Source organism: Bacillus sp. AFS037270 (genome assembly GCF_002585305.1).
Genome location: NZ_NUNF01000034.1, coordinates 21,178 through 38,648 on the forward strand (window position 1 = coordinate 21,178; position 17,471 = coordinate 38,648).

Here is a 17,471-nt window from a genome sequence, read left to right on the forward strand (position 1 = left end):
ACTTTCCAGAGGTTCCGCCTCATGGACTAAAAGATCCTCAATTTCCTGACGTGTTATGTTCATACTTTCACCTTCCCAGCTTCTTCATTTTTGCTTTCCGCTGCTGTCCTCCGTTTATCCCATTCACGCCATCAGGAACGCATTTGTTCTTCATCCATTGCTTGGAGAATTTCCCTGTTCATTCCTTTGGAAATATCATTCCATCCGACTTCTTTAGTATTTAAAAAGCCTTCCTGGCATAGTTCAAGTGCTTCATTATCATTCGGAGTCGCAAAACCGCCTGGCCCTAAAAACTTTAAATAGCTGGTCTGATTCCTTCTTGTCGAGACTATCAAATGCACGAAAACTAGCATCGAACCCGGGCACCTCAGCCAAATGTAATCGCATCCAAAAGTTAACCCAACGTGCTACGGTAATCAGCGTCTAATGTATTTTTCAGATAATATCAATATTTTAAAATGTTAATATTTAAATATATCGGAATATTATCTTAATTAATTTAATTTTAAATCTTTTGACCATGTAATTCTAATCGAAATTATCTTTCTTATAGCGCCCGAATTCAAGATTTTATTTATATATAAACACAATGAATATGCTGTTAATAATATAGTAAACCATTGTTTCTTCCAGTTACATTTCGATTAAATGGGATTAAACATTCCATTCAATATAATTTTTGTATCAATCCGTTTTGCAAGTGGTTCGGAAAGCCACAAACACGATTTACTGCGGTCAAGAATAAACCTTATCGGTACAAACTCATCCGGAAAGCGGGACACAAATCAATTCAATGTAACTTGTGACGCTATATAACCTAATCAAGGTATGACATTCGATTGCACCACCACACCCAATTCTAATTAGAGCATCGCACAGGAAGTAGAACACTGAATCCGTATTAATTCTGTGAAGGATGTTGTGTCTGAATACCAATTTCATAAGGAAAAGTATGTAAATTCAGATATCAATCCAGTTGAACATCCTTCCTATTTCTACAAAAGAGAAAAAAGCAAAACTTGCACGCAGCGATGGCAGTGTAAAGAGTGTGGGAAATATGATGCCTGCCAGAAGAAAACATCTACCTTTAACCAAAAATGAAATGGCATCCTGCCGTTATTCATCAAGCTATTGGTAAATAAAATGCCGGTTTCAAAAACTATTGATGTTCTAGGTATTGGGGTAAAAACTTATTATAGTAAATTGGAATGGGTTTATCGCAGATACTTAGAATTTTTGGACGACACGAACAGAAGCCATTACAAAACAAATCTTTTGGAAGGTTCTGGATTAATACCGATAAAATGATTTACTGCTTGAACAACGTTCGTAAAAAAAGGAATGGGCGGAGCGAGATATGATGATGTAGAAGATTCCCAATTCCCAACTCATATTATTGTTTCTGCTGATGTATTTTCTCGATATGTTTTTCGGTCAGATGTTGCTTTTGATTTGGACATAAGACTTGAAGATAAAATGCTGGAAACCGTTTTATATAAAAAAGACCACCTATACGAAATGGTTACTTAAACTCTAATAAAAGTGGATTCTTTTTTCATTTTTTTAGCGCAAACCAAATTGGGTGAGAAAGTTTATATACAAGGCTATAGCTTAAATCTTAAATTACTATGAATGAATCAGATTAAATGATATTTTTTCTCTAACGCTAAGAAGAAGAAATAATTTTAGTTCCGCCTGTTTGCCACAAAAGGAACATGTATTTTTTGTTTGGGCAGACATTTTTTTTACATGTGGAACAGGAAGTAATTCCAATCCTTTGGTGAGATGTTCTTTACAAACCATTACCATAATGAATGCTCCTTTCTAATTAGACTCTACCTATGAAACAGTGTTTTAATCCTCCTAGGAAAATTCTGTAATTTTACTTGGTATAGGGTAAGCAAAACCCGTATTTCTTCCGACGAGGCGACAGGATTCACTTTAGGTTACAACCTGTCTGTTAATTTGCTAGCACTCTCAAAGAGTTACTTTGACACAGGGATTCAACCTTAGCCACCAGTTACCTGTCAGCTACCGAGCACCATCTAGATAACGTTTTCATCTTTGGATAGATCACCAATAAAGTAGTCTGTTTCCCGCCCTGTTTATCGGGCCACTTCCTCGGTGACTTTCTTCGTACGTTCCGGATTGGTTCCTGTAACCAATACAGTCGCACCTGCTTGTGATAAACCGATTGCAACCGCCTTCCCAATTCCTTGTGTAGAACCTGTTACAACGGCTACTCTTCCTTCCAAAAAATAGGCTTGTGATTGACTCGACATGCTAAAATCTCCTCTTTTCCTTGTTATCTCTTTTTTGGTTTGTAATGAAAAAGGTCTGTTTCCTTTTTGTCGTGCAACTATCAAATGCACAAAAACTAGCATTGATCCGGATACCTCAGCCAAATGTAATCGCATCCAAAACTTAACACAGTGTGCTATGGTCTAAAATTGTAATTAAAATATATCAGAATATTATCTTGATTAATTTAATTTTAAATCTTTTCCCCATGTAATTCTAATCGAAATAATCTTTCTTCTAAAGCCAAAATTCAAGATTTTATTAATATATAAACACAATGAATACATTGTTAATTCTAGTGCAAGGAAATGTTTTAATAGGAATAATGACTAGACTTCGTTGTCCTGAGTGAGTTCTAAAAAACATTTAATTAAAAAAGGGTAAGGGGTGTTGGAAATCAAAAATAAAACCACGAATAAACAAAAAAACATCTTTCTATTTAAATCCTTCCAAATATTTTTTTCCAAAAAAAAAAGCAGTTATCCCTATAAAATGTACCCTAATAGAGTACTTAAAAAAAGTCTACCTAGATGGAGACGGAGTAATTATGAGTAAAAAGATCTTCATAGAGAAAGAGATCAAGTAGCAATCAGCTAATAATTACGTTAAATCTGTAAGCTCAAAAGGAATCACTTATACTGATCAATTTAAGCCTATATTTATTGTGGAAAAAGAGAAGGGCAAATTCGCAAGAGAAATTTTGTTGCTGTTTGTACCATCTTGTTTTCTCCTCCTAATATGGCTCTGATTTTCTAAATAAGAATTATTAATCAATACAGTAATATTTTCTCCTTCTAGATCCCCTTATTGACTTACAACTATAAAAAATATTTTAAAAAAACCGCCTTTTTATAAATTATATTCTATTAGATATTTCAATAGCTTTTTATTACACTATAAACATTCAGAAAATTTCAATATATATAAAATATTTATTTTCTGAATGTTTAAGACAAAGGGGATCCTATAAGTTAATGGAAGATTTAGGGTTATATAAAAAGGGGGGAAAATGAAAATGCCATTATTAATGGTTGCACTTGGGGTTATTCTATTAATTATTTTAATCACGGTCTTCAAATTAAACGCTTTCATCTCATTGATTATTTCCTCGTTTGTTGTGGCGCTGGCATTAGGGATGCCGCTAGGTGGAATAGTCACTTCAGTAGAAACTGGATTAGGAGGTACTTTAGGACATATAGCGCTAATCTTAGGTTTCGGAGCGATGATTGGTCGTTTGATCGCTGATGCAGGTGGAGCCTATCGAATTTCAATGACATTAATCGATAAGTTTGGAAGAAGGAATGTGCAATGGGCAATTGCTGCTTCTTCCTTTATCGTAGGAATTGCTTTATTCTGGGACGTTGCCTTTATTCTATTAGTTCCAATCATCTATATGATTTCTAAGGAACTAAAGATCTCCATTACACACTTTGGCCTTACGTTAGCAGGTGCTTTAGTTGTCGCACACAGTTTCTTGCCACCTCATCCAGGAATCACTGCCGTTACACAGGAGTACGGAGCAGACCTCGCCATGGTATTAATATACGGAATCATTATTGGGATACCAACAATTGTAGTTGCGGGAGTTTGGTTTCCTAAAATCAACAAAAAGTGGATCCCAAGTGCTTTTGAAAAAACAGGCAATGCGGAAGCAATAGGAGATCAAAAAATATGGAAATTAGAAGAAACACCTGGATTTGGAATCAGTGTCTTAACAGCGGTATTCCCGATTCTATTGATGTTTGCAGCAGCTTTTTTAGATATTTTCCAAAAACAATTGGGATTTGCCGATAATCTTTTAGTTGTAATTATTCGTTTTGTCGGAAACGCTCCAGTAGCTTTGTTAATCTCACTATTATTAGCTATATATACAATGGGAATTGCCAGGAAAACTCCAATGAAAGACTTAACGTCCTCTGCAGGGGCATCCATAAACGCGATTGGTTTGCTAATCTTAATTACTGGTGGTGGTGGTGCATTCAAACAAGTTATTATAGATGGCGGAGTTGGGGAATATATTGCTAGTCTGTTTACTGATGTTTCCATTTCTCCAGTTCTTCTTTCGTGGATTATTGCCGTAATTTTCCGTATTTGTTTAGGTTCAGGAACTGTTGCAGCATTATCAACTGCCGGATTGGTCCTTCCAATGCTAGAATCATATCCTGAGGCAAACTTAGCACTTGTTGCTCTTGCTACTGGAGCGGGAACAGCTTTTGCTTCACACGTAAATGATCCTGGCTTCTGGATGGTAAAAGAATTTTTTGGCTTATCAATGAAAGAAACATTTGCGACATATACGATTCTTTCATCAGTAGCATCAATTGTTGGAATTATTCTTGTCCTCTTAATGGATACTTCTGTCATATTAGCTGGTGTAACCATTGCAGCTATCCTAGTTGCTGCAGTTGTTATTCACACGATTGAAGGGGCTGGAAACAAGAAGAAGCAAATTAAAAATATTTCTGTTTAATCTTTATATATTAACATAACACCAAGAGAAAGCTATCTGATAAATTCCTTTCACAATGAAGTTACTATTATAAAAATAAATAGCAAGATGCTTCCTATTTTTAATAGACTTTCTATTCTAATTATTAAAAATGAAGAAAATATAATACGAAATGGGGTATTTAAATGAAGATCATCACAGTACTTGGAGCAGGTATTATGGGTCATGGCGTTGCTCAATTACTTGCACAAGCAGGATATATTGTACGTATTCAAGCTAGACGCGAGACATCATTGGAAACAGCAAAAAAAATGATTACGAACAGCTTGAAAATTATGGTTGATAAAGGAATGCTGTCACAAGAAAAAATGGAGCAGACTTTGGATAATATTAAATATACAACAGATTTACTTGAAGCGATCCAGGATACTGATTTTATTCTAGAATCTATTCCAGAAGTGCTTGAGACAAAATTAGATACTTACGAGATTATTGAAAGCATTGTCTCTGAAAAAACGATTATTGCATCTAATACATCTACTTTCCCATTAAAAGAATTAACACAAAGAGCAAAACATCCAGGAAGATTTATCATTACACACTACTTTAACCCTCCACAACTTGTACCAATTGTGGAAATTGCTAAATTTGAGAAGACAGATGAAAATGTCGTAAAAGTAACTTATGACCTAATGAAAGAAATCGGTAAAACTCCAGTGGTACTTAAAAAAGAGATTACCGGCTTTATCGTTAACCGCATACAAGTAGCTTTTCTACGGGAATGCTTCAACTTAATTGAATTGGGAGTATGTACGGCAGAAGATATTGATATCGCTGTAAGAGGAAGCATGGGCTTTAAATGGGCTTTTTGCGGACCAATGGAAAGTCAGGATTTAGCAGGTCTGCAAACAACACAAGCTATGGTATACAACATCGAGCAGGATTTATCGAATACAAGAGAAGTTCCTAAATTCTTAAAAGAAATGGTCGAAAAAAGTGAACATGGTATTCGTTCAAATAAAGGTTTCTATGAATACGATGATAATGGGGCAAAAGCAATTTATACACGTGATGATAATTTCCTAGATCTTCTAAAATTAATTCAAGACAAAGAAGCAAAGAAGGAAAAAACAGCATCAGCAGTTAAATAAGCAATGTGACAGTTTAAAAATAGTGAGAAAGAAGTTGGTTTAGCCGGCTTCTTTTTTTTGCTCCGTACAACGTCTCCGATTCTGGGATAGAAAAAGCTTTTGTTGATTAACTTAGATTTACCCTCGGACCCAAAGAACACTTATTTTAAGTTCAACTCTCCTGTTACTTGAAGAAGAAAAAGGCTACTGAAGAAACATTTCCTTCAAAGGCGAATTCCCTTCTTAGTTCAAAAGCTATTTATTGTTTAGCGCTTTCTTTAGTCCTTCTAGTTCTGCCAATGCACCTGTTGCTGAATAAAATTTAATCTTATTTTCTAATATCTCTATTTCCTCTTCTAAACTTAATTCCTCCACTGTATTAGTTACTCCCTTTAACGATTAGGGCAAGAACCAAAATGAAAGTGTGTATAACGCGCGATTAACTTTTCTTTCATATAGCCCTCTTTTTTAATCCTTGCATGCCCTTCGTATAGTAAGCATACGGAATTTCCGTTTTTGGAACAAAGGTGGAATAGTGAAACTCATGCCCTTTCGCTTTTAGGTTTTTAGCTAATAGAAAATTTCCTTCTATTGCTGTAATTTCCCGATATCCCAAAATTGCGCTTGATATTAAATAATCTGAAACTTTGCTCTTGATCATCAGTATTTAAGACAAGAGTTAATTTTCTTGATTCACGCAATAAGTTCTCCACCTTTTCGGAACTACATCAAAAGCAAGCCTTACATTCAAATGGAGTTCCTAATTCCATTAAAAATAAAAATTAGTTAAGGTTGATAATTTAAGATAATAAACATGAAGTGAAAAACTTTTTCACTGACCCCCTTTTATATATTGTTTGAGGCCCTCAAGAATTGTTCTTAAGGCTTATTTTTTTCTCTATATTTTATGTTCACTCACACCAACAACTGTTTTGTGACACACAAAAAGGGACGTTCCGCACTCATGCATGGAACGTCCTTTTAAATTATAGAAAAGACGAAGACTCATCGTCGTCACTAGAATGATTTGCTACATCTTGCTTGCTATAGACGATCAATTAAAAAGATCGTTTATTGTTAACGTACACTATCGGCTTATTTATTATCTCTGAGTTAAAATATTCATATTAATATAATGTATATTTAAAAGTAATAATGCAATTTACGATGTAATCAGAAATAACTACAATCATATATTATATGAAATTAATAACATATAAGTTGAAATATATATATAATAAATTCTTTGAGAAAATTAATATTCCTATCGTCCTCTAGCAGAAATAGATCAAAGTCAATCTATTGCAAGGAATATAATCTCTTAGCAAATAATAAGTCTCGTGAATAATTTTCGATACTTTTTTGATCTATTATGAATGGTAAAATTTTTATAGACACACACAGTTTTGAAGTTTGCTGGCACCCGTTTTTGTAGTATCTCTATGTTCTCTCGAGTACAGATAAATCAAGCTTACTTGCTTTATAGTGTTAACGAAGTAAAGAAATTACTAGAAAAGGCCCTGGTCGCATTCGCTGAAAAAAGTCTATTCAAGACTTCGTCCAAGTTCTCCCTTTATCATTGCTGTAAGCTAGGCTTTGTCTTTGTTTTGATCCATCTGCATGAGTGAAAATGGCATAAGCCCAGTTTTTCCATTAAAAAAACCTGTGGAATCATTGTATTCCACGACAGCACTGCCGGAAAATATTGCCCCATGTTCATCTGGTTGTAGAGCAATCGGAAGGTGCTGCCAGTGTATTAGGTCTCTACTAACTGCGTGTCCCCAATGCATAGAACCCCATACCGTTTCAAAAGATGAAACTGATAGAACAAATGAAATTCTCCTTCGTAATACACCATCCCATTTGGGTCATTCATCTAATTGTTTTCAGGCGAGAAATGAAATTGTGGTCTGTATCTTTCTTTATAAAATTGATTTTCTGGCATCAATTTTATCACCCCTCTTTTTACTGAAAACTTTTTATAAAATCTAACACTTCCTGTTTTTTCCGGCATTACTCGAAGTGCCCCTTTCTTTGTTGTAATTAAAGGAGCAGCCGCGTTTGCGAACGTGAGCATATCGACCAGATTCGCTTCTGATAGGTTTCCTAATCCATATTCCAACACAAAGTTAATGATTGAACCGAAACAAGTATCCCCTGCACCAGTTGTCTCAATCGTATTTTGGTGAAGGAAAGCTGGTCTTTCTACTTGCAGATTTTTGTAAAATCCAAGACTTCCCCCGCCCCCCATTGTTAGCGATTTAACGAAATCACCACTTCAAGGCACTCATTACCCTAAAAAGTCGATCAAATCCAGTTTTGCTTTTGTTCTAAGCTAAATGGGGCTGGATAATATTTCATTGTTTCCGCATCTGAAAAACTAGAATGAAGAAGAGGTGTGTCCTCTTTTCTATATAGTCAAAAATACAATCTTTTAGTTAACTTTTTACCTATAAAAATGGAAATAAGAATCTTAAGATAATAAAAAACTTATAAAAATACCCTTAAAAAATAAAATATATTTCGAATATTTTTGAGTGTAAGCAAAGGAGCAATCAAATGAAGACATCTATATATGATATTATATTAATTTGTTTGGGTTTAATCTTTGGTACATATGCAATATTTATTGACCAAACAAAACGAATTAGTTCTGAATTAGCTGGAATATTATCCTTCATTTTAGCGATTTGGCTATGTATTTCGTGTTCAAAGTCTTGGAAGAAAAATAAGTGATTACTTAATAATTAATTTAAGGGGTATTTAGTGTTAAGGAATTTACTGTTTGTTATACTTTTGAAAATGAAATTATTACCGAAAAAATCATAAAAAAATAAATGTAAAAAAAGAAGACATTGAAAAAGAAATAATTGAAAAAATGGAACGTTACAAGTATTTCATTGTTGAAAATGATGAAGGAAGATATGTGATAAGTCCATATTTAGTCCGTTATTTACGTGTGTCGGAAGAGAGGAAATTAGCCTAATAAAGTAATTAAAATTATTAAAAAAATACCTATAATTATACTTGGTCGAGGGATTGATGCTCTGGGCTTTTTTACTTTTTAAATTTATCGTAATAATTTCTGTATGACGCTATAAATGCTTTTCATCTTCAAAGAAAAAAGTACATCGTACGACGGTGATCCTTCTACTATTAAAAAGGAATAACGATGATTATTCAGTGTTACATGAAAAAAGGAAATGGATTTAGAATGGATGAAATTAATTGAAGAGGCTCTTGAAATGGGACTCACCGTTGAGTAAATCATGGAATTTTTAAAAAAGGGTAAACAAGTTAATAATAGATGGAGGGTTCAAACCATCCTTAATATCAATATCTTTATTTTCATTATCATTAATAATAATATTAGGAGGAAATAAAATGGGTGCAAGCACATATATGAAACCGTTATTGAAGGAAATGGCGAATCAATCTTATCTAACTAATTATAAGGTGACAAGGGTATATCCAATAAAGGATAATGCGGATACAGTTGGTTTCAGGCTTTCAAAAGAAGAAGCTATTAAGGTGGCTACACAGTTATTAATTGCGGCTCAATTATCTGACCAAATATTTTTACAAGGTTCAAGGAAGGACCAGACTGTGGCTATTTCTAGATATAATACAGGAGATAAGGAAAATGAAGATGTTCAAGCATAGGATCACCGGGTCAATTAGTTTGAGATCTATTATTTTGCACCTATAAGTTGTAGCCATTTAACCTATTTACGTTATCTTTCTAAAACCTACTAATATATTGCCGACTTTTCAATCTCTTGCACGTAGTGGAGTAAGCAAGAACTCACCAACTCTGTGACATAGGTCTTCAAGTTAGTGGGAAAATGTTATTTCAAGTTATTTTTAGGTATCAATAGTTGTTGGAAATCGTTATTATTAAAGTTTTACGTAGATTTAATAAATTTCGTTATTTAGTATTATCGGTAGTAATTTTTAGTTCGTGACCAAAATGTTACCACTTTATTTCTATTCGGCACCCGCCCTATGTTACCGACAACTTCTTCAGATTCTGTTTTCAGTGGTCTGTAGATAATATTATTTACTTCTTTATATTTTTGCTCTTTAGCATATTACCAAATTGACCATTAATCTGTGGTAATGTATATGACCCCAACCCTGTCAATGATGGATATACTTTATGATTATAACAGAATGAAATTATTGTTATAACGGATTTCAATAATTCTTATTATAATTGAGATTTTGTTTTAGGAAACAGTTTGCTCAAATTTGTCTCCAAAGTGTCCCCGCGATTAGCAATAAGTAAAAAACTATTAAAACCTTCTAAAGACGGTACAAGTCTCTGCGGTTTATACAAACCTCATCCTCTTCTTTCATTTTTGACATAGGGAAAGGGAACCTATTTGAGACCAGGAATTATTACATCATGCCGCCCATTCATGACTATATATAATACAATGAAATCAAAATACAAAAACCGCTTCGTATAAAGGTTTTACTGCACTTGTATTAAATAATGGCGAATGAGATAAAAATTTGTTGCGGACAATCATGCGGACAAATTCAGATAAATGGGGCAGTATGCCAATTAGGTCAGCTAGTTGAGTGCTACTCTCGTTTATTGATTTGCTTATTAAATAGCAATCACAAAAAAACTAGAAGCGTTGATATGACGCAGTTTCTAGAGTTTTTTATTTTTACGCTGCTTTGTAGAATTTTGTATTCTCCCCCAAAGAATTAGGGGGCTTTTGGGGGAAGTTTTTAACAAAAATATTCAAGTGGGCAGACGTATACTATTTTGAAAAGGTCCTTGAAGTATCAAAAAAGGGTGTCCTAAAACCTACTTGGACACCCTTTTCTTTCAATATTATTCGTTAAATAACGATTAGTCTTCAGTTGTTGATGGTGCAAAGCTTTCAGGTTGCTTTTCCACTTCATCTGGTGTTTGAACTTTTTTCTCACCTGGATATGGCTTATCAAAACCTTTTGTAGCGTACCAAACGGCATGATTCATCATATTTGCATTTACTTGGTCCGGTGAAGCGTTTTTACCACTAAACTTGTCATTATTTTTGTTTGACCATTCCGTCCACTTCTTCGAAAACTCCTGTGCCTCCGGTGTTACTTTCGTTGTATTTGCTAGTGCGGCCGAGTTGGCTTCAGGTGTTCCGTTTAGCGTGGTAAGCGAAATTTGATTTTGTTCAACGTCATAAGGAGTAAAGTCAGGTTCGTCAGTAAAGATTTCACTCATTGGTTCTGCTGCAGCGTCAGTCTGGTTCATTGCAGGTAACCCAAGAATTTGCTCAATACTGCGGGTCATGTTAACAACTGTCCAGTAATGGCTGTTCGTGATTCCTCTCTTAACCCATGGACTGATGACATGGGCAGGCTGACGGTGTCCATCTACGTGATCTAATCCGTTTTGTGCATCATCTTCCGTAATAAAAATCGCGGAGTCTTTCCAGTACGGGCTGTGTGAAATCGCATCGACAATTTTACCAACCGCTAAGTCATTGTCGGCCACTTGTGCCTGAGGAGTAGGTGTACCCGTGGCAGTTCCGGACGTATGGTCATCTGGCAATGTCATGGTCACAAGTTGTGGAAGATTGTTGTTTTTCACATATTGCTCGAATTGGTCAAGGAATAATTGTGCACGATATTGATCTGGTATCTTTGTATCAAATCCTGGAAATGGATGATAGGTATGATCATTAAGTGTCGGCACATCACTCGTTGCCTGGAAGGAACCCATTGGTGCACGTAAATCACCTTGCTGCTGCCCAGACATCTTCAGATAATCATTGTACCAATCTGTCCAAGAGCCATGACTTACAGATCCTTTAAATTGATTGGTATATTCCCCGTAGTTGACAAAGCTGATGCGGTTCTTGATGGCATTGTCCCAAAGGAATCCAGTGGATGCATACGTCATTGCATCACCGCCATTATACGGATAACTGCGTACATTTCCCGTATTGGTCTCTTTATCCTGATAATCTGGGTTGGTTCCTTGTACGATCCATTGATGGCCGCTTGCCGACTGGATGCCGCCAACGTAAACATTGTCTAAAAGCGGGAATTGATTCGCAAGCTTATGGAAGTTCGGAGTAACCTTCTCAGGAAACTGAACTAGCGCTGGCTCACTATTGCCCTTTCCGATATCGCCAAGCACTTGGTCATAGGTACGGTTCTCTTTGACGATATAGAAGACATGCTTAATCGTTGATGGCTCACCAATACGTTCTGGCATCGCCACAGGCTTCTTGTTGTTGCGGGGCTCGGCGTTTCTATTTTTCATACCAAACCAGTCATTGTTCGTATAGACCTGTTTTGTCCCTTGAGCCAAATCTTCCATGGATGGGAATGGAATCATCGATAGTGATCCGATTTGCGCATATGAGGAGTGCCCTTCTACCGTTATTCCTTGAATCGATAATTTACTTGCTGGTCCGAGTGAACCTATTCCATCACTGTTTGCAACTAGGATTCGCTTGTTGGCTGAATCGACCGCCAAATCAACTGGAAACCAAGCTGTGGGAATAAGCCCTTTTAGTTCAGGAACTTCCGCTGGTCCGTTCCAGTCATATACAGCTACTGCGTTGTCACGTCCAAGGCTGACTAGAAGCTTGTTTTCACCTAACATCTTGACTGCATTAGGAGCAGAACCTTTTGGAGCATCCGGATATGGCTTGATGTCAATCGTCTGAACGACATCATTCGTTTTGGTATCAATAACGGATACAGTATCGCTGTTGGTGTTTGTTACAAACAAGTACTGGCCGGACTGCGTCATCCGCTCTGGGTGCACACCAACTTCAATCGTCTTAACGACCGTGTTTGTCGTTAGGTCTACGACGGAAACGGTTCCTGTCGAGCTCGCACCCGTCTTAGGGTCCGAAACTACTTGCGTACCGGAAGAGTTATTTGTTGTATCGCCTGGTTTTGCAACACGGCCGCCCTGGTTAGTCACATACGCGGTATTGCCGTCAACAAGCACACTTGTAGGTGCATTTCCTACTGGAATCCGGGCAGACAATGCGCCTGTCGCCGAATCGACCACACCTAGGGAGTTGTCCCTATTAAGTGCGACAAGAAGCTGACCCTGAGATCCAACTGTTAGATCAAGCGGGTTGATGTTCCCTTTGACACTTGCTGCAGGAAGATTATATGTTTTTTCAACTGTAGGCGTGCCGTCACCCGCAATCGACATTGCGACAATCTTTCCTGTCGAACCTGACGAACCTGTCGCATAGAGATAACTACCATCCTTTGAATAAGCCAATCCCCACATACTAGTAAGTTTTAAAGAGTAGCTCGCGCCCATTTGTTTTCCTGTTGTTAAATCAATCATGTTTAGCCCTTGGCCTTTTCCATTCAAGACCGCTGCAGTTTTGCCATTTGGATGGATTGCAACCGACATAGGATTACCATTAAATTCAATTTGTTTTCCAGCCGGTGTAATCAACTGGTTGACAGGCGTTTGAACCGAGCCATTAGCCTGTCTCCCAACGAGATTTGTGCCAAACACACCATCTTGTGCAGCGTAAACTCCTGCAGAACCAAGAAGGAATGTACCTAAAGTAAGTGCAGCAAGCACCCTTCTCTTTTTTCTTAATTTCTTAAACAAAATCATCACCCCTTATTTTTTTCGCATACAAAAAGGATACTGATGATCTATGAATCTCTTATCAAGCTAATGTAAAAAATTTATGAAGAATCTTCAGACTATTTAACTATTCTAGTAATTGGTAAATCTATGTTATATTAAGATATACAATTCTTACACAAATGTGATTTACGTATTAAACCTTTGCTATAATTAAAATAGCCCCTAATAGGATTAACATAACAATCCTCCAAAATTGCCCTTACCACCAACCAAATCAGGTCACCCAATTGAAGATAAAATAAGCGCCTTCCTTATAGAAAGACGCTACCTGTTCACATAAGAATCTCTAAGTAAATCACCTTAAATCTACATGGCGTTTACATTTCGTACATTGGTAAAGATTAGTTTCCACTTCACGATGCTTTTTTATTTTACGGCAAGTTTGACAGGAAAGTGTGACGTATCGGCCAGATAAGGCATTTAACTACTCCTGCCTCATCCACTTCAATTTTCTTCCGGTTCCTCCTCCAACACACGACTAAATAATGCATAAGTTATAAACACGGTAGTAACCCCTGAGAAAAAACTTACCCAATTCATTTAACCATCCTCCCTGCCTTTTAATAAGTAAACTAGCTCTCCTGCACCATTATTAACTAGGATTACTCTAAATATGAAGTTTGTGTGCAGTACTCTTTTTGCAATCTGTCCACTAGCCCTGCATTGTTCAAGCTTAATTCGATTAACAGACCAGCAAGTGTTGTCGATTTCATGTTGCAAGCTGTTGCCAGTCGATTTAGCTTGAACACTGCTTATTCGTTAGAGACAGGTTCACCCTATGAATTTTCTTTCCGCCCAGTCCCTTCTCTTCTATCAATTCGCAATTCCCCTTTCCAATGTGGGATTTGTGGAGATAATATCCCCTTTAATGTTTTGAGTAGCCGTTATGTTTCGGGCATTTTTGAGCCATATCTCTCCTAGATAGTTATTATTATTTCTCATCAGATTCTAATGATTTTTTACAATTCATTTACACTCTCTTTCCTATTACTTTACATTCTTTTAGTTAAATATTATTGAAAGAAATAATATTTAGAGGTTAGTGGAGGAGATTCTAATTGAGAAAATGAATACGTACAGTCACATTATCATTAACAGTATTATCGCTTATGGCAGCACCTTTTGTTGGAAAGGTAAACGCTGAGGTTCCAAAAACCGCATCAGTAGAAAAGCAATTTGCTCCTGAATTAAAAACAGTTTCACCGATAAAACATACAGTAGTAATTTTTCAGGAGAACCGTACGTTTGATAACTATTTTGGAACATATCCTTATGCTCCTGGATTTAAATCACTTCCCGGAACACCTATGGATGTTAGAAATTTCAAATATGTAGCAGGTAGTGTACCAAGAGATGTTAACGGGAATGTCTATAACCCTGATTCAAATGGAAATCCGGTATATCCTTGGCATGATGCGGGTAAAGGTGAAATCCAAGAAACAGATGTAAATCATGGTTATAAAGCAATGATCTCCATGGCCGATGAAGGAAAAATGGATAAGTTCTATCAGGTGAATCATGATAGTGGCAAGCCTACTGATACAAATGACAAGGGCTTACTATCTATGTCTTATTTTGATTACAATGAAATTCCTGCTTATTGGCAGTATGCTCAGCATTTCGCGATGGCGGACAACTATTTTCAGCCTGTTTATGGACCGTCAACGCCAGGTGCATTCTATTTAGTGGCAGCGCAATCTGGAAATGGAAATGAAACGACAAATACAAACACAAATCCTAAGGCTCAAATTACGGGTGACCCATCTCCTAAAAACGGTCCATTTGGCGGGGATAGCACCAATGGACTGAAATATAATCTCACTTACAAAAACATTGGCGATGAGCTAAGCGCATCGAACCAATCCTGGGCATGGTATGCTGGGGGATGGGATGCTGCAAAAGCAGATCCTGCGTCAGCTGAAGCAAAGACGTATCCACCGCACCATAACCCGTTCCAGTATTTCCAAAACTATGAGGATGGGAAATATGATAATAATCTAAAAGATTACAATAACTTTGCAAAGGATATCGATAATGGCAATCTTCCTGCGGTTAGTTTTATAAAGGCTGGTTATGGAGATGATGAACATCCTGGTACTGGAAACCAGAGTACTCCATCAGCAGAAGAATTTACAGTCAATACGATTAACAAAATCATGAGCAGCCCATATTGGAAAGATACAGCCATTATTGTTACGTATGATGAAGGTGGCGGATTCTTTGACCATATTGCCCCTCCAACTGTAACTCCTAACACGGATGGATTACAAGGTGATGGACCACGCATTCCGGCAATGGTCATCTCCCCATATGCAAAAGAGAACTATGTAAGCCACGTTCAATATGACCATGCTTCGGTTTTGAAATTCCTGGAATGGAACTATGGTTTACCTGCATTGAACAGCAAGGATGCATATGCCAACAATATGTTAGATATGTTTGATTTTGAACATCCTAATTTCTTGCCTTACATGTTTAACGATGGTAATTTAACTGCCAAGTCTTCCAATGGGCCAGTTGCTGAAGTACAGCTAAACAATGCCTTATTGGGCGTAAGCCATCCTGGTGAAGCGTCATTTGTAGACAACAAAGGTAATGTAATGGTCCCATTAGACGATTTTGCCCGTAGCATTAATGGTTCAGTGACTCAAACAAAAGAAAACCGTCTGGTCCTAACAACAAATCACAAAGACATTGAATGGAAGGTGCAAGGGAGTACAGCGTTTGTAGATAATAAACCAGTACATCTTATAACACCTGCTATCAAGAGTGAAACAGGTATCACCTATATTCCGCTTAAGTCTGCAGTTGATATACTTGGTTGGTCAATGGAAAAACAAGGTAACACCATTGTTGTGAATAGTAAATAACATAAATCATATTTTAAAGGGTGACTCGGAAGGTCTATATGGGACCGACTGAGTCACCTTTTTATGCATACAAAAGATATAAAATGTAAGATAGGGAGTGGCATCACTTGTCACTTGTGGATGACAACGGAATAAACAAGATCTTAAGTGATTCTGAGAAATGTTGTTACTGTGGGCAGATTGGAAAGCACAAACAAGAATGTGAATAATTGTACTTATACAAACAGGCGTTTTAACACAATAAGGAATAAAAATAAAAAGCCTAAAATATGCAAGTTTTTATACACTACTTGCGTATTTTGGCTCTTTTTACATTCATAAAAGATACTGCCATTAATAGCATTTTTTAATTGCCAAATACACAATAATAACCCTTCCAACAACCGCCTAATTATTGTAATCCATTTCCATAGTATTATAGGGTAGAGGTGATAACAATGTTTATTAACCCGATGCTACTCCATAGGACGGATAAACCGTTCGATAATGACGATTATGTATCCGAGCCAAAAATGGATGGGTTCCGTCTCATCTATTCCTATATCGAAGAGTAAAAGCTTTATACGCGCCATAAAACGGATGTCACTACACGTTTTCCAGAGCTGCTAGGTTTGGACATTCCAAAGGGGACAGTCTTAGACGGGGAAGTGGTGATCACCCATGAAGCAGGGAAACCAGATTTCGAGGCAGTTATGAGTAGATTTTCAGTGTTTAATTCGGATAAGGTGAAACTGCTCGCAAAGCAGGAACCATTATCCTTTGTGGTATTCGACATTCTGTACCATAAGGGAGAAAAAGTAACCCATCTGCCTCTCCATCAACGCAAGGAAATTCTCAATGCGGTCATACCAGTTAATACTCCCCTACTTTCAAAAGTAATAAATATAGATTCTCCACCGCTAAATCGAGTAAATAATCATCAACTCTCTGTAATTTAGTATCAATTTGTCTCATATAGAGATTAATCATATTTTCATTGGACTGCGCAATTTGATTTCGAACAACTTGAATGGAATAGTAGTTATTGTAGATTAAAAACAGGATGATCGGTATTGTAATTATAAAAAAAA

The 17,471-nt window shown here is 36.6% G+C and carries 7 protein-coding genes and 4 pseudogenes; 6 read left to right on the forward strand and 5 right to left on the reverse strand.

Annotated elements, in window-relative coordinates:
* Positions 1-131 precede the first annotated feature (131 nt).
* Both COD92_RS17555 and COD92_RS17570 read right to left on the reverse strand, forming a co-directional pair.
* Positions 132-353, reverse strand: a complete 222-nt coding sequence (locus COD92_RS17555; RefSeq protein ID WP_098528966.1) for an SRPBCC family protein — start codon at positions 351-353, stop codon at positions 132-134.
* Positions 354-2,105: 1,752 nt separating this feature from the next.
* Entirely contained in the window at positions 2,106-2,282 is a 177-nt protein-coding gene (locus COD92_RS17570; RefSeq protein ID WP_098528961.1) for an SDR family NAD(P)-dependent oxidoreductase, read from the reverse strand.
* Positions 2,283-2,848: 566 nt separating this feature from the next.
* Between COD92_RS17570 and COD92_RS17575 the strand changes: the two are divergent.
* The 3 genes and pseudogenes from COD92_RS17575 to COD92_RS17585 form a co-directional block, all read left to right on the forward strand.
* A pseudogene (locus COD92_RS17575) lies at positions 2,849-3,001 on the forward strand (IS3 family transposase); the annotation flags it as partial.
* Between the two features lie 315 nt (positions 3,002-3,316).
* A complete protein-coding gene (locus COD92_RS17580) occupies positions 3,317-4,771 on the forward strand; it encodes a gluconate:H+ symporter (protein WP_098529003.1) in 1,455 nt (484 codons plus the stop codon).
* A gap of 164 nt (positions 4,772-4,935) precedes the next feature.
* Positions 4,936-5,901 (forward strand): 3-hydroxyacyl-CoA dehydrogenase family protein, encoded by a 966-nt coding sequence (locus tag COD92_RS17585; RefSeq protein WP_098528959.1) that lies wholly within the window; start codon positions 4,936-4,938, stop codon positions 5,899-5,901.
* Positions 5,902-7,434: 1,533 nt separating this feature from the next.
* On the opposite strand, the pseudogene COD92_RS33380 reads toward COD92_RS17585, so the two are convergent.
* Together COD92_RS33380 and COD92_RS33385 are read right to left on the reverse strand one after the other, a co-directional pair.
* Positions 7,435-7,825, reverse strand: a pseudogene (locus COD92_RS33380) (glycoside hydrolase family 32 protein); the annotation flags it as partial.
* Between the two features lie 75 nt (positions 7,826-7,900).
* Positions 7,901-8,131: pseudogene (locus tag COD92_RS33385) on the reverse strand (PfkB family carbohydrate kinase); the annotation flags it as partial.
* A gap of 1,133 nt (positions 8,132-9,264) precedes the next feature.
* On the opposite strand from COD92_RS33385, the gene COD92_RS17600 reads away from it, so the two are divergent.
* Positions 9,265-9,543, forward strand: a complete 279-nt coding sequence (locus COD92_RS17600; RefSeq protein WP_098528957.1) for a hypothetical protein — start codon at positions 9,265-9,267, stop codon at positions 9,541-9,543.
* 1,204 nt (positions 9,544-10,747) lie between these two features.
* On the opposite strand, the gene COD92_RS17605 is transcribed toward COD92_RS17600, so the two are convergent.
* Positions 10,748-13,489, reverse strand: coding sequence for an alkaline phosphatase family protein (locus tag COD92_RS17605; RefSeq protein WP_098996432.1), 2,742 nt, complete (start codon positions 13,487-13,489; stop codon positions 10,748-10,750).
* 1,151 nt (positions 13,490-14,640) lie between these two features.
* Here COD92_RS17605 and COD92_RS17610 point away from each other — a divergent pair.
* On the forward strand, positions 14,641-16,401 hold the full coding sequence (locus COD92_RS17610) for a phospholipase C (protein ID WP_098528955.1): 1,761 nt from the start codon (positions 14,641-14,643) through the stop codon (positions 16,399-16,401).
* Between the two features lie 566 nt (positions 16,402-16,967).
* Positions 16,968-17,339, forward strand: a pseudogene (locus tag COD92_RS17615) (ATP-dependent DNA ligase); the annotation flags it as partial.
* Positions 17,340-17,471: the final 132 nt, after the last annotated feature.

Bases quoted from the DNA above. Each gene is read 5' to 3' on its own strand.
- COD92_RS17555 (WP_098528966.1), bottom strand. From the start codon at position 353: ATGCTAGTTTTCGTGCATTTGATAGTCTCGACAAGAAGGAATCAGACC.
- COD92_RS17570 (WP_098528961.1), bottom strand. From the start codon at position 2,282: ATGTCGAGTCAATCACAAGCCTATTTTTTGGAAGGAAGAGTAGCCGTT.
- COD92_RS17600 (WP_098528957.1), top strand. From the start codon at position 9,265: ATGGGTGCAAGCACATATATGAAACCGTTATTGAAGGAAATGGCGAAT.
- COD92_RS17585 (WP_098528959.1), top strand. From the start codon at position 4,936: ATGAAGATCATCACAGTACTTGGAGCAGGTATTATGGGTCATGGCGTT.
- COD92_RS17580 (WP_098529003.1), top strand. From the start codon at position 3,317: ATGCCATTATTAATGGTTGCACTTGGGGTTATTCTATTAATTATTTTA.
- COD92_RS17610 (WP_098528955.1), top strand. From the start codon at position 14,641: ATGGCAGCACCTTTTGTTGGAAAGGTAAACGCTGAGGTTCCAAAAACC.